Here is a 19,024-nt window from a genome sequence, read left to right as displayed (position 1 = left end):
GAGTAGAGGCTTACCACACTGAGGCAAAACACCTCGTACCTGGCTGAGTTCAACTATGGCTTCCAAGTTACCGGCTGGCTCAACGTGATGCCGTGAATTCCATACACAGAACCAATACCGCCCCACAACAGCTCATCAGTAAGAGCGGCGACCTTCAATTTCTTTCGCAGCACCAGCTCGTTTCATCTCTTTATAAATTGCCCACCGCAGGCTCAGCTTATTCGTTCTAGACTTGAGAAAAAAACTAAGCGGAGATGGAGAGTTCTCGATCACAGCATTGTAGTCAGAGGCTAATAGCAAAATATCCGCATCCGGATAGCCTCTCAGAGCAGAGATCTCTACTCTATGAAATATTTCATCTAAAGAAGTTGCTGATTTTTTATATGCGAAATACAACCCAAGCATATCGGACGAAATAAAGAACAACATTACAGCAATGAGAGCCCTATTAAATGCTATCAGGTCATTAGGAGGGGCAAGCACGATAGCAGCGATACTCCCTACAAAGGAGCACAATAAAGAGCCCCACAGAAATTTACTCATCAATCCGGCACTGGCATGATGGAGATCACCAGTCCAAAATGCAGACTCCTCAATAATCTCTGCCAACCTTTGATAGCCTGGAAATTCACGACTGGCGAAACGACTTTCCTCTAAGTTCCAGTCAGCACCTGATAGCGGAAGAATAAACTTTCTAAGAATTCGCTGCTGTTCTTCTAGAGATGGTTTTTTGCCTAAGCCACTCATAAATAATACTACTCGCCGGGCTTGATCTCCCGCTGCACGATGCTTTTGTTGAGACTGGCTTAGCATTAACCATGCAGCCAGAAACCCAAATCCCATGAGTGCTATTAACAAAAGCAGCCAGCCTTGATCAACATACACTGAGAATGCTGCAGTAAGAGCCATAGACAACTGTAGCCACATCATAGATCTACCGTAGCGATCGGCCTTGTCGAGCTCTAAGTTTTGGTGTGTAAGTAGTTTATTTATGCTAAACTTAGGTGCTAGTTTTTTCAATGCTTTTTCGATAAACTCCTTTTTACCCAGAGCATAGGAATCAATATCATTTTTATAAATTTTGGCCAAACCTTCCTTGAGCCTCGCGTAATCGCAAGCGAGTTTATCGTTTATACGCAACTCATCTCTAAAATTTATCATATCATTCTCCCAGGTACTTTGGGGCTTGCAAATATGAATATGATAACCAATGCTATCAGGGGACGAATAGTTAACTAAAAAATAACGCGGGGTATCCAAATCACTCTCTCCGACTTGGTAACCTAGATCTCGAATATTATTCACTACGTCTCCAGACGCTTTCCAGTCCTGTAGAGATATTAAAATATCAATTATAGGTTTTGCGGACAGCCCAGGTACTGATGTTGATCCTACATGATGAATGAAAAACGAGAGATCATGCAATCTGTCCCTTATTACTTGAGCCTCCTTAGCAAAAGCTTTTCCCCAATCAACTGAATGCTCGCTAATCTCTACACTTTTCATTTTATTTACTTGCATAATCGAAAGGTACGCACCTAGTTAAAGCTAGCCTGCGCGGATCTTCAAGCGCAGAGTCAACTCTAATCCCAAATGCTAACATAGTAGCCCAAAGCCACCCTTGAGTCTATTTTAAGGGGATTAATGTATCGAAAGGCGACACTTAGGTCAGGGTACGGCATAGCCAATATACTTTTCATAAAGCGGCGGCCTACAGGGGGGAGGCGTTACCAGATCGGTCGACCAACCATCTCTGGCAAAAACCAGATTTCACTCCACGCAAAAATTTTTTGTTGTTCGAAACGAATCCGGCTTCTTTCAAATGAGCTCAGTGTGCATTCAAGTCGAATCTGCGCGCATTGAGGCAGAATCCGTCTCTACTGTCGGAATCGGAACGAATTCAGCTGAGAAACTCTTGAATTGGTGACCTAAAAACCCCAGCACCTTCTGCAGGTTCGCAAGCCCCTCATCTGAGAAAATGACGCCAGCCGGATCGCCCTTATAGTAATGCTCGGCCAAGAGGAGGCCGTATTGGCTCTTCGATGGACGCGAGCTTATATTCAGGCTGCGCTTGGCAATCTCTTGGCTTTCATTGCCCAATACGCCTTCCAGAGCCTTGCTAGCAAATCCCGGATCAATGTCTGCGTAGGTAATAACAACCTGGTCTGACAGTACCCATTGTTCACGATACCGATCACGCGCCTGACGACCTTCCAGATCATCATCAAGTAGGACGATAAAATGTTCTCCGCGCCCCAACAGCAAGCTGATCAAGGGGCCCGCGGCGCTCGACCCAACGCCTGGGATGATGTTGAATTCCAGATCGCTGCTCAAGGTTAACGACGCGGCCTTGAGGGCATAGTAATCAGATATGCCTTCAACAATGAGGCAAGGTTTGTCGCCCACGATCTCTGGCACCACGTATTGCAGACGATCAATGACGGGCTGGAAGTAGTGATGTCGGGTGCCCTGCATCGCGAGGAATTGCTTGTACTTAACGGCGTTGATTTCCGCCGGCAGGAACTCCAGCTCATATCCGTCAGAATCGTCGCTACGAGCGGCTCGGTTTTCGATGATGTAGGCGCTGGATAGCCAACGCGGATCGACCATGTGATGGCTGTGCGTTGAGTAGATGATCTTGTCGCCGGCACTCGTCATTAGCGCAAAATAGCTCAGTAATTCCACCTGGGCGCGGGAATGGAGGTTGGCTGCTGGCTCGTCAAAGGCGTAGATCATCTGGCGCTTATCATCCGCTGACTTGAACCTCGTCAACAGCAAAAATGTGAAGAACCAACGAAAGCCAACAGAACGTTCGCTGATCTGGTAGTCGGAATCACCACTGCTGACCATAAAGCTGACCATGACCGAAGGCTTTTCACCATCGGAAATCGACCATTTCAATTCAATTCTCTTGGCGGTGGTATCTCGTGAAAACACACGCCTCCAACCGCCGATGACCTCAGTGGAGAGCACGCCCGACATTCGTTTGAAAACCGCGTCAACTCGGCTCCCCTCCTCGCTTCGGCGAAAGTCCTCAATCCAATTTCCCTTGGCCTGATCTCGAAACTGCCTCAAGACCTTGTTGACGTTCTCTTCGACGTCATAGCCCGCGAACCGGATGATTCGTTCTACGATCTCGCGATAATGCCGTGTTTCGTACTTCTCGCCAGGGCGATGAACCAGCAAAATTTCCTCTGGGACGTGGATCAGGAAGGTGGGGAAGTAAGCCACCGTTGGGATCTTGCTCGCGATCAAGTCGGCGGCTATTACCCAGAGGTTCTCTGATACTGAGTCTGGCTGGGCATAGATCTCATAATCCGGAGTGCCCGGCAGTCTTGTTTTGAGATCAAACCCCAAGCTTCCGCTGCTCGACTGCGCCTCGCTGTTCTTAAAACGAATCGCCTTAATGATTTTGAACGGTGCTGACAAAGCCGCCGTATCCACCTCCACACCCAGGCTTTCTCCAGTGGCGGAGATCTCTTCGACCTCAGATGTGTCGAGCACGACAGTGGCAGCGATCGAGACTTCCCCAGTGAATCCCCCTTTTTGGCTCACGGGAATGAATGAAAACTCATCCTTATTCTCAGGGCTAAAAAAATAAAGGCTGGAGACAGATCTATCGCTGCTCACGAATTGTGAGATAGCTTCAAGGATGGTGGTCTTTCCACTCTCATTTAGTCCAATCAGCGTAACGACCGGACTATCGATCCTCCCTGCAAGCTCGATCTTAGTTTTGACAATACCTTTGTAATTCTCAATTTCAAAATCCAGGATCTTCGACATCAGCACACACTACCCTGTGTAAGCACGAATCTGAGCTAAACCGGGGTGTTGATCAAGCCGGCGAGCTGGCGCCCTGTCGGAGTTTCCAGGCCATTTTCAACTATTGGCAAATTGGATCCGAGAGGGGTAAAGTGCCAGCACTCTAGCATCAAGCGGGAAGCTGTCAACAGAATGAGCTAGAACGCGAAGCAAGCACTGCGCTGGTTCACATAGGGATGGTGGGGAACGGAATGTCAGGTACAGATGGGAAGCTTTTTCGCGATTACACCTCGGGAAGTCCGACTGAAACAGCATGCGACATGCTGTATCTGCAGACCCAGCTTGCATCTCCTAAACCAGATGTTGTCGATCAGATAAACATTGATGACGTTTTGGATATTGGCCTGAGCAACCTGAATGGCCAGCTCGTTGCCGTCGCGCTATGGCAAGGCCAAGTTGCGGGCGGCATTGCGTCTCCGAGAGTACTTCGGCTCATCGCATGCATCGAAAGCGGTACCAGTTATAGAGCGGCTGTAGTCGACAAAAACGGGGCTCAAGTTGTCCTGAGAATTTCACCGATCAAGGAGGGCTGATCGTGATCACGATAGCAGGTGGAATCTACTATGAGCAGTGCATGCATCCCATGTGGCAAGAGTTGTTTGGTTCGGGTGGCAGGGCTGCTACTGCGATAGCTCGGCTGGGCGGTATGGCAAAATTACACACATATGCCGATGAAACTGCGAAGGCGATTTTCCTCCAGCGAGCCGCGCTCGAAGGATTTGAGATGGATGTGATGGCGACCAAAGAAAGCCCTCATTTCCGCTATACCCATGGCCTTAGCAAACCGGCAATCTACCCGATCCCTGAAACTATGCCACCGCTGAGCGTGAACGCTGACAAGGTGGTTCGCTTTGGCTATTTGGAAGGTGATTGCATTGTCCATGCTGAAAGCGCGGTTTACGACCCACAAACTTCGAAGGATCCGCTACCTTTCAATCATAACGGCTCAAGCGCTAAGCACCTTGCTCTGATCCTTAACAGAAGCGAAGCAGAAGCTTTGCATGGCAGTACAGAGCTCAGTTCAGCTGACATGGCTGCTGCCTTGGCGCGATCGCAGCAAGCCGAAATTGTCATCATAAAAATGGGCCCACTGGGTGCGCTGTTACATCATGACGACCAAACGCACCTCATCCCGCCTTTCGTCACACCGCACGTATGGAAGATTGGATCTGGGGATGTGTTCGTTGCAAGCTTCGCTTTTTTCTGGCTGGAGCAAGAACTCTCCCCCTTGGACGCAGCAACTCAAGCGTCTCGCGCTACCGCTTATTACTGCAAGACCATGGGCTTTGGCTCTCAAGTAGAACTCGCTCGCTATGCTCCTGCACCTGCCGTTTTCAAGCAGACCTCGAAGCCAGCACCACTGGTTTACTTGGCAGGCCCGTTCTTCTCGTTGGCACAGATGTGGCTGGTTGAGGAAGCGCGAGGTCTACTTCTCGATATGGGCCTGCGAGTGTTTTCTCCCGTGCATGATGTTGGACTGGGGCGAGCCGAAGAGGTCGTCCAGAAGGATATCGATGCGATCCATGCCTGCGATCTGATGCTTGCCATAGGGGACGGCCTAGACGCTGGGACGATATACGAGATCGGCTATGCTCGCGCCCTGAAGAAGCCGGTAGTGGTGTATGTGGAAAATGAGTCTGAGGAAAGCCAGAAGATGATGGAGGGGAGTGACTGCGTCATGTCGAATGATTTCGTCACCGCGATCTACCAAACATTCTGGCAAACGACCGAGCTATGAAACGAGCCCTTCTGCTATCAGGTGGCATGGACTCCCTCGCCATCGCCTGGTGGCTACACCCAGAAGTCGGCATCACCCTGAATTACGGCCAACTCGCAGCAGAAGCAGAAATCTCAGCTTCTTCAGCGATCTGTAAGCAGCTCCAGATTGAGCACCATGTCATTTCCATTGATTGCCGCTCCGTGGGCTCTGGTGACATGGCGGGAGGTCGGGCGGATGCTCATGCGCCGGCAAGTGATTGGTGGCCGTATCGAAACCAGATGCTCGTCACCTTGGCGTCGATGAAAGCTATCAGTCTGGGCGTCAAAACGCTCTATCTGGGAACGGTGAAATCTGACGGATCGCACCGCGACGGTACACCTGAATTTGTCGAGGCTATCAATCAGCTCATGGTTATTCAGGAGGGTGAAATGACGGTTGAAGCACCGGCCATTGGATTAAGTACCACTGAGCTAGTGCGGGTCGCCGGCGTGCCATCTTCCGTACTGGCTTGGGCTCACAGTTGCCATAAATCCAACGTGGCATGCGGCAACTGTCGAGGCTGCAACAAGTACTTTGAAGTCTGGCACGAGCTGGAACATGAGCAAGATCATTCTTGATAGCCCCATCGTCAGTGCAGTCCCAGGCTATTACGAACCCTTCGTATGGACTGAGGCCCAGTTTCATCCACTTAAGCAACCAGTAGCCCGAGCCGATGCAGGGCTTCTCCACTTGCTTGAACGCAGACGGTCGAAGCGCTCGTTCAACGCATTGAGCAAAACAGAGCTTAGTGAACTGCTATGGCGCTGTGCGCGTACGCAGGCAGTTGCTGACTCCGAATACGGGTTCGAGCTGGAACGTCGCCCTGCTTTGTCCGCAGGCGCCATTCATCCCATCCACATCCTGGTCGATCACCATGCGACGGGCAGCTGGCAACGCTATGACAGCCGCCGCCACGGATTTCATGACATCCCAGGTTCGTCTGAGCTCTTCGCGAAGATGAATCAGCAGTGCGAGGCCACATTGGCCATCGGGGAAGGCACACGGTTGTTATTGGTCGCAGAGCCGGGCAAGACGTTTGCGAAATACCAACAAGGTGAGAGCCTGATCTGGCGTGATGCAGGTGTGTTACTGGCGATCATGGCAATGGTTGCTGAGGCTCTCGGCTGCACCTTTTGCCCGCTGGGTGTCACGGGAGAGCCGTGGGCCAGCCAGCTGGCACCCATTGGAATTCTCAGCGGAGTAGGAGTCGCCTTGATCGGTGGATCAGACAAGCCCGATTAAGCGGCTTTCTTCCCAGTGTGCCCCATCAGGCCATGCACGAGATCTGTAGCCGACATCATCTGGTACCACATCAGGGCGTCGAGTTTTGATGGCCGAACGCCGATGGCATTACTCAGGGCAAGAAACTCCTGCTCCAGTTTGAGGTAGTGACGCTCTACAGTCAGGCCTACGGAGAAGAATCCAGCTAGCGCGCCAGCTCTGAGAATATGGATGTCGAGAATGGCCACGTCATCGGCATCCAGCCAGTTTCGCGCAATCCACGACGCCGTTTTGTATCCGATGCCTGGCAGCCTGAGCAGCCAGTCCCTAAGTGCTCTACCAGAGTGAGTAGGGATATTGCCTCCCTCCAGTGAGACCAGGGCCGCATGCAGATACCGTGCTTTCTGTTTTGCAAACCGATAGCGAATGGCCCGGCTACCAACACTCAAGGGCGCGCTCAGCCACTCCAGAATCTGAGTCTCAGACGGAGCACTACCTTCGAAGACCCCGAGAGCCCGAAGATGAGCAAACGCCGCAAGCCCCACCTGTGACGGAATACCGTGACCACCTAGAAGGCACGCCCCCACCTCTTCCACGAGCGAATCACCGAGGTGGTAGTTGAGTGGCTCGGGCTCTTGATCATTCGCCCACGCTTGATAAGCCCAGTATGCGGGAGAGGGAAAAGCCTCAATTAAGCCCCACGTTACACCAGGCAAGACTTCACTTTGAGCGTCAGGGAACTCCCGGCTGTAAATTTGAGAATCTATGAAAACCACGCCGCTCTGCATCACACGGCCTCCTGGGTGGAGCCATAGGCCTGCGAAATCCAGCGCATGAAGTCGTTGCGCTCAAGAGGATCCATAGCTCTTACACGGTCACGAAGGCGCGCCTGGCGTCGGGCAATGGTCTGACGTTCACGGAACGTGTCGCCCAAGTAACGACTGTCGTGCAGTTCTTCAGGGGCAGCGTAGTTCATCCATACGCATTCTTCCCTGAGATCGACGTGCGTTTTGGCCATGAATGTAACCTTCCTCCATCCGTGGAGCACCTCGTTGTACAGCAGGCTGTCGTACCCGGAAATCATGACCTTACATGGCACGCTGCGCAGTGTTTGGAGCAGCGACTCGTGCTGGGTCTGGTCATACTCGAATCGATAGATTTTGGGACGACGTCGTGTTTGAGTTAGGTACGGTGGATCAGCATAGATCAGCTCATTCCCTTGGTAAGGGAATGAGCTTAGATAACTCGTAGCATCGTCCTGTACGAGCTCCAGACGATCTCGGGCTTGGCTAGACCAAGCCCCCTGAACGGCAGGATCAAGGTCAATCCCAATGTTGCGAGCTGCAGGTTTCTTGTGGCGCATGACCGCGCCCGCACCTAGGTGCGATTCGATGTACGTCTGATGCGGGGGCATCAAATTAATCAAGCGCTGGTAGCACTTGCCCTTCCCACCTGGATATTTCATGGGACAATCATCGTCAGATGTGACGATGATGTCAATGCGCCTAAACCAAGATGGCAACCTCTGAGCTTGGAAACCATCGGCAAAACTCATTGATCTACGACCGCATACGAACTCTCCAATCACCCATCGGGTGATAGCCGAGGTATTAGATGGGCGTCGAGATGCCGCTTCGGCCCAGCCATCGGTACAGACCCAAGATGCCCTTTTAATACGTCCTCTTTGAAGCCTTTGGCGTTATCCTCCAAATTTGCAAAAAATCGACCCCCTTATGCAGCCTCAGAAAAAACGGCGTTAGTCAGATCGAAGCTCCGACATCAACGAAGCATTTCAATCGACTTACGGAGGTAGGTATGGATGAAGTGATGAAAAGAAAGATAGGCGTGCTCCTGCTGGCTGAGGGTTCAGCGGCTAGGTTCGAGCGTAATCTCCATCGGATGAGGCGCGAAAACTTTACGATTGCTTCATGCACCATGGTGCACCGTAGTGATATCGAAGGATCGCCAGCGTTTACTGAGGTTCCAGATAGTTTGAGGACTACACGAATACACGCTTCAAAGGATCTTTGACCAATAAGGGTTCGATTCCCTCTACCCGCTCCATTTTTGCGTCGCACTTCTCGTTCCACATCCCTCTCATTGTGTTGCCTTCATCCTGAGGATAAGCCCCTCAAGGACGAAAAGGCGCGGTGGTTGATAACTGCTGGCGATTGCCGGTGATTACAGCAGTGTGTCCAGCGTAAAAATGCAGCCCACAGCGGCACCGATACTCCTACCTCTATTCATTCTCTGATTTCAGCACTGGGTTGCCACGATAAAAGGCAGGCTCGACTGTTTCTATTGCCCGGTTTAACGACGGCCACGGGTTTGTCGATCTATCGCTGTGCAATATTGATATGACATTATCGGCGCCCTGAACCTCCTGACTCTCGCCCACTGACGTTGTTAACGCTGAACACCACTCGCGTCTTAAAACACTCCGTAAAGGCACCAAGAATGTTTGACTTCAGCCTGCTTCTGAAAAGCCCTTCCGCGCAAACCGGACCTGTGTGCCTGCTAGCGGCTTTGACCCTGTGCGCACCTTTTTCAACTGTCTGTGCGGCAGACACCCAGGTCAAACCCGCGGAGACAAGCGCGATAAAAGACCGCACCCACATGAACGACATTCCTCCACGGCTCCAGTGGACAGCGAACTACGGCTATTGCGGTGAGACAGCGCTTATCAGTGCCGGGCTTTACTACGGCCAATACGTATCCCAGTTCGATGCTCGCGCCATTGCCAGCCCAAACACTCACCAATCCAGGCGAGGAAGCCAGCTGCTCTTGGGCGCAAATGATGAGGCCGCCGCGGCTAAAATGCGCCTGAACGCCGTCGAGTGGGACAGCGTTACCACGCCGAACGCGAATACATTCCTGGCATGGGTCAAGGGCAATGTACTGTCCGGCCATCCGGTCATCATCGGCGTTTACGAAAATCTTTCCCGATTCGAAGATTCCGACGATGAAAACGCAGGCGATGACGAGTACGACCATATCGTGCCCGTCATCGGTGTTTCGTCCCAAAAAACGAAAGCTCATCCCGCTGTCTATAACGCCGACGACGTGATTACATTCAGCGATAACGGTCTTTGGTCGCCCGACGGGAAACCGGCTTATCTTTACCGCTTCAGGTTCGATGCATTTCAGGCAAACCGTCAAACGGCTAACGACCCGTCCCGCCCTGTGTATTCGCTGCCTCGCGGTAGGAAAAACTATGGCGTGGCCATTACCGGGGTTATCGACCGGGACGGCAAGACGCTGCCGGTTCGTCTCACGACCGACGTAAACGAAGAAAGGCCCGTCATGGGCGAAGGTTCTGACACTCGTCCTGCTTCCGCACAGGTGAACTTGACTGTCACGGTGTCGGGGCTCAAGCCTGGCGTGCCGTATACCCTGTACCGCTACGATAGCTTCGACAAAGTGCCTGAATCAGCTTTTAACGGGAACGCATCGATGGCGGACAAACAGTGGAAAATCAACATTGAAGCGGGATCGACTTACGTGCTGAAAGAAACAATACGTTCAGACCAGGTGGCGGCCTATCGTGCTGTTCCGGTTACGGCCCCGTGAGCCCGCTACGCAAGGCAAGACGAACAGCGTAAACCGTCTTGCCTTCGCACCTCTTCCGCAGCCACTCTCCGAACGGAATGACCGCGATCTGTGGCCTTGTTATCGGACGTCAGGGGGACACAAACCCACTGAGCGTCATCTCTCTGAACGCCTTTATCTCGTGACACCCACAGCGACCTTCCCAACCCCCGCCGCCTCCGGCACCTTTTCCCTGGCCTCTTCCGCCGTCATCGGCACCACCAGATACTGTCGATAACCCCTGAAAGCCTCCAGTGCAGAAGCATCCTGAGGGCGATAGTCTTCGCCGCTTACCCGTTGCTGGTTTGCAACACACGCTCTGCCGATCACGCTCGTGCAAGCATCATTTACAGCAAGAGAAATGGGTTCGAACAGGGCAAATGCGGTGCCCGGTTGGTCCACGTCGTTGAACAGCGGATGAGTTACGTTTTCGAAGTCGTTGCCTTCCACCAACACGTGCGAGGACGGGGTTCGGGACATGATTGCGCCTTGGTAGGTCATGCGCTGGAAGACGTTATTGACCACTTGCGCCCGGATTTCTGCATTGTTCATGCCCCCGGAATGCGGCGCTCTGCCGGATGTGTCGTGCAGGTAATTTCTCGCTATCGTCAGCGTGTCCTGGCTGCCAAGGAACAGCCACACCCAGTAATGATGCCCGTCGCAGGTCGATGAGTAAGGGGTTCGGCCATCGAATTCGTTGCTCGATATCGTGACATGTGAAGCAGCACCCCACCCCGTCACGATCATTTGCCGTCCGATGCGCGCAAAGGTGTTGTGGTCGATCCAGACGCCATCAGCCTTGTCGAGGGTGAGCGCGTCTCCGCCCCACACGACGCTTGGGTTGATATCGGAAAGTGTCAGGTTGCGGACAATTACGTTATGCGCGCCGTCACCGATGAACAGCCCGGCGCCCTTGATGCCTGCCTTGCCTCCCGTCCCGATCAGCGTCTTGTTCGAACCGACTTTCAGTGGCTTGAGCCCGGCATTGTCGTAGGTCACCATGATTGGCGGCCTTGATTGGCAGAACCCGTTGGCACCATTGAGTGCCAGTTGTTCTCCGCCATGCGGACAGGGTTTGACGATGCAGCCAGGCTCAGTGGTTTCGGCGCGCCCGTTGGAAACGACGCTCCCACGAAAGTCGAAAAGATGGTCCAGCACAACGACCCGCGGGGCCTCATCAGTGCAGGCACCGCGCGAGTTGTAAGACGCACAGAGCGCCGACCGAAGGTCATCAAGCGTAGCGGGATGCACCGCTGTCGCGGAGCCGCCACCGGTGACGTCTTTGGCGAAGCCTTGTGGTCTGTCCGCGGCCTGCGAACACAGTGGGCCGGAAAGAATCAGCAGCAAGGCAACGGTGAATTGCCAAAGGCCACGTCTCTGAACGCTGCCTTTCACCAGGCAAGGCCAAGGCCTCATGAACAGGTCATCCAGGCATATTCGCGGGGATCGCGAAGACTGCCTGAATGCTAAACGGGCAGCAGCCTGCATGCCGCGTGTTCTGTAGCTTTCGTCAGCCTTCGTTCAGGCGCCCGCACTCACGAGATCGTCAGCTCCATCTTGACGCTGTCGATGCCACGGCCATGTCCATCGACCTCCACGGAGGTGACGGCGAACCCGATAGTCGAGTAAAAGCCCTGAACACGCTGGCTGGTATTGATATAGGCACGAGTGACACCCGGTAAGGACTTCATGACGTCCAGCCGGGCCTGAGTCAGAAACCTGCCGAGTCCGCCGCCGTGGCGGTCATTCTTGACCATGCCCCAGGTAAGCTCGGCCACTGACGGGTCTGACAGCACCAGGTATCCACCGCACGCGACCACCTCGCCATCACGTTCCACCACGAAATAATGCCCCAGCGGCGCCATGAGGAAGCTGGAAAATCGCTCCCGTTCAATGGGGTCGAAATAATGCGGAACATTACTGTCGAAGATAGCCAGGCAGAGGTCCCGGTCTGCAAGGGTGTAGGGCCGAAGCGTGTCCATGTGCGAGCCTGTGTTGTGCGATTGATCAGAGTGCCTGACGGAATATAGCCTGAATCTGATCGAGGTCCGCCGGACGCGGATTGGTCAGGCCACAGGCATCTTTCAACGCATTGGCAGCCAGCATCGGAAAATCCTCTTCCTTGACGCCCAACGCGGTCAACCCCGCAGGAATATCGACAGCGGCGGACAGGCGGCGAATGGCCTCGATGGCTGCCTGCGCCCCCTCTTCCGGGGAGAGGCCGCGAATATTGCTGCCCATTGCATGCGCAATGTCGGTCAGGCGTGCAGCGCTGACGCTGGCGTTGAAACACTGCACATGCGGCAGCAACACGGCATTGCATACGCCATGAGGCAAATCATAGAAGCCGCCCAGTTGATGCGCCATCGCGTGTACGTAGCCCAGCGATGCATTGTTGAAGGCCATGCCGGCAAGAAACTGTGCGTAGGCCATGTTCTCGCGGGCCGTGATGTTCGTCCCGTCGCAGACGGCGTCGTGCAGGTTGTTGGCAATCAGCGCCACGGCCTGTAGCGCGCAGGCGTCAGTGATCGGGTTGGCGGCGGTCGACACATAAGCTTCGATGGCGTGGGTCAGCGCGTCCATGCCGGTGGCTGCCGTCAGCGATTTCGGCATCGCGACCACCATGTTCGGGTCGTTTACCGACAAGAGCGGCGTGACGTTGCGGTCGATAATGGCCATTTTTACGTGCCTGGCTTCGTCGGTGATGATGCAGAAGCGAGTCATCTCGCTGGCAGTTCCGGCGGTGGTGTTGATTGCAATCAGTGGCAACTGAGGTTTTTCAGAGCGATCAACGCCTTCATAGTCGCTGATATGCCCGCCGTTACTGGCGCAGAGGGCGATGCCTTTGGCGCAATCGTGGGGCGAACCACCGCCCAGAGAAATCACGAAATCGCACTGCTGCGCGTTCAGCAAGGCCAGCCCGTTTTCGACGTTCGCAATGGTCGGGTTGGGTCTGGCACCGTCGTACACCACCGAGTCGATGCCCTGCTCCACCAGCAGTCCGGCGACCTGGCTGGCGACCCCGGCCTTGGCCAGCCCGGCGTCAGTGACGATCAGGGCCTTGCGAAAGCCGTATTTTCGTATGGCTCGCATCGCTTCATCAATACAACCAGTGCCGATGATGTTCACAGCGGGAATGAAAAAAGTGCTGATCATGATGGGCCCTCGTGGGCGGCCGGACGCTAAGGAATAGCTCAAGCATCCGCCTTGTGCGAGGTGCAACCATTGACCCAGAGCAACAAACTGCCATGTATCAAGCCGTTGGTCGCAGCCGGTGCAGACTGCGAAAACCGGGTCGTTGTCTTCAGCCCAGAAAACCATCCGCCTGAAGCAGGGTTTCCAGGCATTGCTCGGAAATGCCGTAAAAAGCCTTGAGTTCCTGAATGCGCGCCAGCAAGCGGCTCGGGTTAACCGGTTCGGCGCGTTTGACGGCCAGGATCATCTTGTTCTTGTTGGTGTGCTCCAGCGAGATGAACTCGAACACCTTGGTTTCATATCCGCATGCTTCCAGCAGCAGGGCACGCAGACTGTCGGTAACCATTTCGGCCTGCTGCCCCATGTGCAGACCGTATTGCAGCATCGGCTTCAACAGCGCAGGGCTCTGAATCTGCAGGCGAATCTGCTTGTGACAGCACGGCGAACACATGATGATCGATGCGCCTGAACGAATGCCCATGTGAATGGCATAGTCCGTCGCGATGTCACAGGCGTGCAGCGCGATCATCACGTCCAGTGCGCTGGGCGCAACGGTGCGCACATCGCCATGCTGGAACGTCAGGCCTGGGTGTTCGAGACCGGCTGCAGCCTTGTTGCACAGCGTGACCATGTCCTCACGCAGCTCGACACCGGTCACGTGGCCTTGGGCTTGCAAGGTGTTGCACAGGTAATCATGGATGGCGAAGGTCAGGTAGCCCTTGCCCGAACCGAAGTCTGACACCTTGATCGGCTGATCGAGCTGGAGCGGCGACGCGCTCAGTGCATGGGAGAACACTTCGATGAACTTGTTGATCTGTTTCCATTTACGTGACATGGCCGGAATCAGCTCGTGCTGTCGGTTGGTCACGCCCAGGTCGGTCAGAAACGGCCGGGTCAGCTCCAGGTAGCGTTTTTTCTCGCGATCGTGCCCGGTTGAAGGTGCCTCGCGCGCCTGCTGGGGCTTGCTCTTGAACAGCGTGGTCTTGCCCTTCTTGCTGAATTCCAGTTGCACTTCGTCGGTCAGCGACAGCAGGTGAGCGTTTTTGAACGACTCGGGGACAAGCCCGGCGATCACGTTCACGGCGTCGACCAGCGGAAAGTTCTTGGTGATATCGCGGGTTTTATAGCGGTACACGAATGTCAGGCATGGCTGCTCCTTGACCGTCAGCGGCTTGATGATGACCCGCTGCAACTCGGCCTCGCTGCCCACGTATTTGGCCAGCACCAGCTTGATCAGCGAATTCTGCGACAGGCTGGTGTCCAGCAAGCCAAGGAACTGCGCGCGGTGATCGCCCGAAGCGGTAAGTGGAGCGGACGTAATGACTGACATTGAACGATGTGCCTCAAGCGTCCCTGCCGGGACTTGAAAAATCAGGCCGGTATTTTAGGCGCGTCAGCGCTTCAGGGTCACCCCTATTTTTAAATGACTACACCGACTGTCGCCACGGGCCTACACACCACGATGAAACACACACTCAGTAAAAGATTGCGGGTCAAAAAACACCGTACCTTACTTGTACCGCGCTTAAACATCTTTATAGTTGCCCTGACCGATTAAGTACCGTCGGCCGGACATATCCAGAGTTTTTTGCTCTGTTAAAACAACTCGCACAAGGAACGTGCATTATGTTGAGTCACGCAGCACTTTTAGAAAACGAAGACATCGCCCGGGTCACGTTAAAGCCCGTGGAGTACTTGAACGTTATTGCCAACGACGAAGAAAACGGCGGCCGCAGTGCGGCCCTTATTGTGAGCCATGAAGATATCCTCAGCCTGAAACGCTATGAACGGCACAGCCTGAATCTGCCCACCTCACTCACGCGTGTCGAAGAGCAACTGGGTTTCACGAAAAGTGGCATTCCCGGCCTGGAGCCGAAAGACATGCTGGCCACTTACACGGCCATCAACCGCCACGGCAAAAGCTGGGTGCGTATCGAAGACCTCATCAAGCTGAGCGGGGTCACGATCGACCTGTTTGCTACGCAGTTCTCGAATCAGGGCCAGCAGCTCATCCATTATATTGAAAAAATGGATTTCGCCCGACAACTTGATCTGACTGTTGCCGATCTGATCATTGAGGACGTCCGCGAGAAATCGCCCGCCCCACTGAGCAAAACCGATCAGAGGGCATGCGTTACGCTGGCCGAGTTCCTGAAAACCCTTGCGAGCCAGATAGCCATTCATCAGCAGGCTGCCGAGCAACTGGCCCGACAGATAGATACCTTCAGCACCGTGCTGAGCGTTGAACTTATTCCCGGCATCAATGACAAGGTAAAACTGGCACAACGCTCGGACCTGGACCAGCAAATCAAGGACCTGGAAAAAGATATCGACCAACTGACATTCGATATCGAGCAGAAGAACAAAGAGTATAAAGCCGCTGTTAACAAGGCCGTCTCGGGCCTTATCGGAGGCCCTATCGGGCTTGCCATCACCGGGGGCATATTTGGCAGTCAGGCGGAAAAAATACGCAAACTGAAAAATAAAATGATCGCTGAAAAAGGGCAAAAAATTAAGTTACTCAATGAAAAGCGTCCTTTGGCCGCGGCGGTGTGCAGCCTGCAATTGATCTTCGAAGACATGAACATTCGCATGGTGGATGCTCACAAGAGCGCGACCAACCTGAAAGACCTCTGGAACATACTGGCCGCGTACATCAACACGTCCGTCAATGAACTGGCCGCGATCAAGGACGACCAGGCCTTGCTGATTTTTGCCATGCAGTTTCAGGGCGTCGTGACACCGTGGCTGGAGATAAAAGGCTTGACCACCAAGTTGTTAAAGGTTTTTGAAAGTGCGTTGGATCAATTTAAACGCGAACTGCAATCCGGCAGCAAAGGGAAATGATCATGCGTACTGACACCCTCGTTGAGGCACAGGTCCTCACGCCTCCCGACACGCAAACCATGGAAGCGGCTCGCCGGCATATTCATACCCAGGCCATCGCGCTGAAACTCGACTTTCTGCCCGCCATGAAAGAAAAAATGCTGCCTCTTCAAGCGGCCGTCCACAGGGCTGACACGTTATACCGCGAAAAACTGGCCGCCGTTTCTGTCCAGTTGAACAGCGTCAACCTGCAGCCACTGGACCAGAAACAGCATTTGATCGAAGCGGATCAACGACTGACCGACAAACAGAAACAGCAAGCGATCAGCCTGCTGGAAGGGGAACGCAGTCGTCTGATTTCGACACTGACGACGGTTGTGCGCAGCAGCGCCCAGGCCATTGCCGAAAGCAGCGATGATGTGCAGCAGATCAACCTGAAGCTGGACGGCAATCGGTTGCAGGAAACACTGCAGGGGCAAATCGACACCCTCACCCAGCGGGTGGCCACGCTGGAGAGCACAATGACCGTGATCCTCGAAGACCGGCGCCTGCTTGACGAAACCATCAAGGCACTCGAAAAGCATAACCTGGCCGATCAATTCAAGGATGCACTGCCCTCTGCGGAAGAACTGAGCCTGATCAACATGCCATCGCCAGAACTGGCACTGGTAAACGCAGGTATCGCCAGACTGGGCAAACTCCTTGATCAGGTCAGCGGCGCCCTGACTTACTTTGACCTGACCAAAGAGCGCGACCGGCTGAGGCTGCGCTATAACGCCCTGCTCGCCGAGTCCCGCACGGGCACGCAAGACACGAAAGTACTGGCCGGCAAACTGGATGAGTTGAACGGGCTTGCCAGCGTCGACCAGAGCAAAACGCTTTGGGTGCAAGAAGCGAGAAAGGTTTATCAGTCGCTGTACAGCTTTCTGGACACTTGCCTGTCGCCCGATCAATCATCGGCTTCGATCAGCCAGCATGTCGAGCAACTGAAGACGTACGTGAAATCGTTCTACGGTATCAAACGCACCCTTTGACACCTCTGTGTTCAAGAAGGCAGGCGTCGACCCCATCGACGCCTGTCTTCTGCTTTTACCGCAACACCACCAGACGGTTGGGCAGTTCGTTCCGGCCGTGGGTCACGGGTACATGATCGGCGAGCAGTTCGCCACAGGCATGAATACAGCCCAGAAACCCTTGCAGAATCTGACCGTCCCTTACCTGCTGGGTGAAGACATCGACCATTGCCTTCCAGGTGTCGTCATGCAAACGGCTGGCGATTCCGTGATCGACCAGAATTTCGACGTAACGCTCGGCTTCGCTGACAAAGACCAGAATGCCGGTTCCGTCGTGGGTCTTGTGCAGGTTCTGTTCGAGAAACTGGCGGCGTGCAAGGTTCCCGGCCCGCCAGCGCCTGACGGATACCGGCACCAGCAAGGCAGTCACTTTAGGCACACGGCACACCAGCGCCACCACAATGAACGTGCTCATTTGAGCGAGCATCAGTTCGTCCGCGCTCAACCACTGCAGGCAGTAATTGATTGTCCCCGGCAGCAGCAGACCGATCAGCCCGGCCCAGATGAGCGGCATGTACGCGTAATCATCGGCACGCGCGGCCAGCACGGTGACCAGCTCGGCATCCGTACGCTGTTCAACACGATCAATCGCTTCAGCGACCTGCTTCTGTTCGTCTCTGTTCAACAACGCCATGGTTCCCTCATTTCCGAATCAATCCGATTACCAGTTGCCTGAAGCACCGCCGCCGCCGAAGCGTCCGCCACTGCGCTCGGCGGCCCTGTCCCGTACAGGCCGGGCTGCGGCGCCACGCCTGATACTGATGACAACAATCCCCAATACGATGAGCGTCAAGATGATTGCGATCAGCCAGACCTGATCATCATTGGCCTGTTCGTTGTGAACAGTCATCTGTCCAGTCGGCTCAGGATAATCCGGTATCTGGCCGCCCAGCGCGGCAATCACTGCCTGAGCGCCGCGCTCTACACCGGCAGCCAGACGGCTGTCGTCGAATTCGGGGGTCATCAGCATGTCGATGATCAGCGATGTCTGGGCATCATTGAGGCGAGCCTTCAGCGCAGCCCCCACCTCTATGAACACTTTGCGTTTGTCGCGATCGATCAGCAGCAGAACACTCTTGTCTTCGCCATGCAGCCCCAGGCCCCAGGCATCGCCCAGCCGCGCGCCAAACTCTTCGATGGTCGCACCTTGCAGGTCCGCCAGCGTCACGACCACCACCCGCTCTCCGGTGCTCTGCTCATGGGCGCGCAGCAACCTCGCCAAGCGCACCGTGGTCCGGCTGTCGAGCATCTGTGCCGCATCCACCACACTGCCGGTCATCGGTGGAAAGACCAGTGGTGGCTCGTCCGCCCCGGCACTACAGACCCCTCCCAACAGCATCACCATGTACAACATCAACTGTGAAACACACTTCAAAATCGGACCTCCGGTACTTTTTGAATCTGTTGAAACGACACGCCTTAGCCAAAACACACGTTCCCCGGCATAATCCGTCACTGACTCCGGCCACCGGTCGATGATCAGTCAGACAGGGTTTGTACAAAAATCAATCAAACTGCCATTTTCGTACATACCTTGGGA

At 54.3% G+C, this 19,024-nt stretch carries 17 protein-coding genes; 7 read left to right on the top strand and 10 right to left on the bottom strand.

The genetic code is table 11. From position 1 onward, the window contains the following. Nucleotides 1–135: 135 nt before the first annotated feature. Together BW686_RS00555 and BW686_RS00550 are read right to left on the bottom strand one after the other, a co-directional pair. On the bottom strand, nt 136–1,506 hold the full coding sequence (locus BW686_RS00555) for a GrpB family protein (protein WP_179197219.1): 1,371 nt from the start codon (nt 1,504–1,506) through the stop codon (nt 136–138). 333 nt (nt 1,507–1,839) lie between these two features. Further along, nucleotides 1,840–3,783 (bottom strand): AAA family ATPase, encoded by a 1,944-nt coding sequence (locus BW686_RS00550; protein WP_084913730.1) that lies wholly within the window; start codon nt 3,781–3,783, stop codon nt 1,840–1,842. A gap of 230 nt (nt 3,784–4,013) precedes the next feature. Here BW686_RS00550 and BW686_RS00545 point away from each other — a divergent pair, with 230 nt between their 5' ends. Genes BW686_RS00545 through BW686_RS00530 form a run of 4 tightly spaced genes read left to right on the top strand, consistent with a single transcriptional unit; the run spans nt 4,014 to nt 6,823 of the window. Further along, on the top strand, nt 4,014–4,355 hold the full coding sequence (locus BW686_RS00545) for a hypothetical protein (protein WP_057420033.1): 342 nt from the start codon (nt 4,014–4,016) through the stop codon (nt 4,353–4,355). A gap of 2 nt (nt 4,356–4,357) precedes the next feature. After that, nucleotides 4,358–5,560 (top strand): PfkB family carbohydrate kinase, encoded by a 1,203-nt coding sequence (locus tag BW686_RS00540; protein WP_057420027.1) that lies wholly within the window; start codon nt 4,358–4,360, stop codon nt 5,558–5,560. Then, entirely contained in the window at nt 5,557–6,159 is a 603-nt protein-coding gene (locus tag BW686_RS00535) for a 7-cyano-7-deazaguanine synthase (protein ID WP_057420028.1), read from the top strand. Before BW686_RS00540 ends, BW686_RS00535 begins: the two co-directional genes overlap by 4 nt. Then, the gene (locus BW686_RS00530) at nt 6,140–6,823 is read left to right on the top strand and encodes a hypothetical protein (protein ID WP_057420029.1); all 684 of its coding nucleotides are present in this window, start codon (nt 6,140–6,142) and stop codon (nt 6,821–6,823) included. The genes BW686_RS00535 and BW686_RS00530 overlap by 20 nt, the downstream gene beginning before the upstream one ends. On the opposite strand, the gene BW686_RS00525 is transcribed toward BW686_RS00530, so the two are convergent. Next, a complete protein-coding gene (locus BW686_RS00525) occupies nt 6,820–7,590 on the bottom strand; it encodes an 8-oxoguanine DNA glycosylase (RefSeq protein WP_057420030.1) in 771 nt (256 codons plus the stop codon). The two genes, BW686_RS00530 and BW686_RS00525, sit on opposite strands and share 4 nt — an antisense overlap. Then, the gene (locus tag BW686_RS00520) at nt 7,590–8,357 is read right to left on the bottom strand and encodes a DNA adenine methylase (protein WP_256897910.1); all 768 of its coding nucleotides are present in this window, start codon (nt 8,355–8,357) and stop codon (nt 7,590–7,592) included. Before BW686_RS00520 ends, BW686_RS00525 begins: the two co-directional genes overlap by 1 nt. Nucleotides 8,358–9,259: 902 nt before the next feature. Here BW686_RS00520 and BW686_RS00515 point away from each other — a divergent pair. Continuing rightward, nucleotides 9,260–10,372, top strand: coding sequence for a hypothetical protein (locus BW686_RS00515; protein ID WP_084913729.1), 1,113 nt, complete (start codon nt 9,260–9,262; stop codon nt 10,370–10,372). A 153-nt stretch (nt 10,373–10,525) separates the two neighbouring features. Here BW686_RS00515 and BW686_RS00510 read toward each other — a convergent pair whose 3' ends face one another. The 4 genes from BW686_RS00510 to BW686_RS00495 form a co-directional block, all read right to left on the bottom strand. Next, nucleotides 10,526–11,806: a pectate lyase family protein gene (locus BW686_RS00510; RefSeq protein WP_084913728.1), complete on the bottom strand. Its 1,281-nt coding sequence runs from the start codon at nt 11,804–11,806 to the stop codon at nt 10,526–10,528. A gap of 119 nt (nt 11,807–11,925) precedes the next feature. Beyond that, nucleotides 11,926–12,372, bottom strand: a complete 447-nt coding sequence (locus BW686_RS00505) for a GNAT family N-acetyltransferase (RefSeq protein WP_084913727.1) — start codon at nt 12,370–12,372, stop codon at nt 11,926–11,928. Between the two features lie 25 nt (nt 12,373–12,397). After that, complete coding sequence (gene yiaY / locus BW686_RS00500; RefSeq protein WP_084913726.1) at nt 12,398–13,546, bottom strand: L-threonine dehydrogenase; 1,149 nt, start codon at nt 13,544–13,546, stop codon at nt 12,398–12,400. Between the two features lie 148 nt (nt 13,547–13,694). Beyond that, nucleotides 13,695–14,915 carry a class I SAM-dependent methyltransferase gene (locus BW686_RS00495; protein WP_084913725.1) on the bottom strand — a complete coding sequence of 407 codons (1,221 nt, stop codon included), beginning with the start codon at nt 14,913–14,915 and terminating at the stop codon, nt 13,695–13,697. Between the two features lie 296 nt (nt 14,916–15,211). Between BW686_RS00495 and BW686_RS00490 the strand changes: the two genes are divergently transcribed. Both BW686_RS00490 and BW686_RS00485 read left to right on the top strand, forming a co-directional pair. Then, a complete protein-coding gene (locus BW686_RS00490) occupies nt 15,212–16,432 on the top strand; it encodes an alpha-xenorhabdolysin family binary toxin subunit A (RefSeq protein WP_084913724.1) in 1,221 nt (406 codons plus the stop codon). Beyond that, on the top strand, nt 16,429–17,445 hold the full coding sequence (locus BW686_RS00485) for an alpha-xenorhabdolysin family binary toxin subunit B (protein WP_084913723.1): 1,017 nt from the start codon (nt 16,429–16,431) through the stop codon (nt 17,443–17,445). Before BW686_RS00490 ends, BW686_RS00485 begins: the two co-directional genes overlap by 4 nt. A 55-nt stretch (nt 17,446–17,500) precedes the next feature. Here the strand turns inward: BW686_RS00485 and BW686_RS00480 are convergent, their stop codons facing one another. Then, nucleotides 17,501–18,118, bottom strand: coding sequence for a TPM domain-containing protein (locus tag BW686_RS00480; protein ID WP_084913722.1), 618 nt, complete (start codon nt 18,116–18,118; stop codon nt 17,501–17,503). A gap of 27 nt (nt 18,119–18,145) precedes the next feature. Continuing rightward, on the bottom strand, nt 18,146–18,829 hold the full coding sequence (locus BW686_RS00475) for a TPM domain-containing protein (protein WP_179149137.1): 684 nt from the start codon (nt 18,827–18,829) through the stop codon (nt 18,146–18,148). Between the last annotated feature and the right edge of the window lie 195 nt (nt 18,830–19,024).

The organism is Pseudomonas syringae, from assembly GCF_002157375.1.
In the GTDB taxonomy this organism is placed as follows: Bacteria; Pseudomonadota; Gammaproteobacteria; order Pseudomonadales; family Pseudomonadaceae; genus Aquipseudomonas; species Aquipseudomonas syringae_T.
Note: the sequence above shows the minus strand (reverse complement) of the source record. Positions and strands in the feature narration are given on the sequence as shown.

Excerpts from the sequence above, each read along its gene's own strand:
- BW686_RS00555 (WP_179197219.1), bottom strand. The coding sequence starts at position 1,506 with ATGAAAAGTGTAGAGATTAGCGAGCATTCAGTTGATTGGGGAAAAGCT.
- BW686_RS00550 (WP_084913730.1), bottom strand. The coding sequence starts at position 3,783 with ATGTCGAAGATCCTGGATTTTGAAATTGAGAATTACAAAGGTATTGTC.
- BW686_RS00545 (WP_057420033.1), top strand. The coding sequence starts at position 4,014 with ATGTCAGGTACAGATGGGAAGCTTTTTCGCGATTACACCTCGGGAAGT.
- BW686_RS00535 (WP_057420028.1), top strand. The coding sequence starts at position 5,557 with ATGAAACGAGCCCTTCTGCTATCAGGTGGCATGGACTCCCTCGCCATC.
- BW686_RS00530 (WP_057420029.1), top strand. The coding sequence starts at position 6,140 with ATGAGCAAGATCATTCTTGATAGCCCCATCGTCAGTGCAGTCCCAGGC.
- BW686_RS00525 (WP_057420030.1), bottom strand. The coding sequence starts at position 7,590 with ATGCAGAGCGGCGTGGTTTTCATAGATTCTCAAATTTACAGCCGGGAG.
- BW686_RS00520 (WP_256897910.1), bottom strand. The coding sequence starts at position 8,357 with ATGAGTTTTGCCGATGGTTTCCAAGCTCAGAGGTTGCCATCTTGGTTT.
- BW686_RS00515 (WP_084913729.1), top strand. The coding sequence starts at position 9,260 with ATGTTTGACTTCAGCCTGCTTCTGAAAAGCCCTTCCGCGCAAACCGGA.
- BW686_RS00510 (WP_084913728.1), bottom strand. The coding sequence starts at position 11,806 with ATGAGGCCTTGGCCTTGCCTGGTGAAAGGCAGCGTTCAGAGACGTGGC.
- BW686_RS00505 (WP_084913727.1), bottom strand. The coding sequence starts at position 12,372 with ATGGACACGCTTCGGCCCTACACCCTTGCAGACCGGGACCTCTGCCTG.
- yiaY (WP_084913726.1), bottom strand. The coding sequence starts at position 13,546 with ATGATCAGCACTTTTTTCATTCCCGCTGTGAACATCATCGGCACTGGT.
- BW686_RS00495 (WP_084913725.1), bottom strand. The coding sequence starts at position 14,915 with ATGTCAGTCATTACGTCCGCTCCACTTACCGCTTCGGGCGATCACCGC.
- BW686_RS00490 (WP_084913724.1), top strand. The coding sequence starts at position 15,212 with ATGTTGAGTCACGCAGCACTTTTAGAAAACGAAGACATCGCCCGGGTC.
- BW686_RS00485 (WP_084913723.1), top strand. The coding sequence starts at position 16,429 with ATGATCATGCGTACTGACACCCTCGTTGAGGCACAGGTCCTCACGCCT.
- BW686_RS00480 (WP_084913722.1), bottom strand. The coding sequence starts at position 18,118 with ATGGCGTTGTTGAACAGAGACGAACAGAAGCAGGTCGCTGAAGCGATT.
- BW686_RS00475 (WP_179149137.1), bottom strand. The coding sequence starts at position 18,829 with ATGGTGATGCTGTTGGGAGGGGTCTGTAGTGCCGGGGCGGACGAGCCA.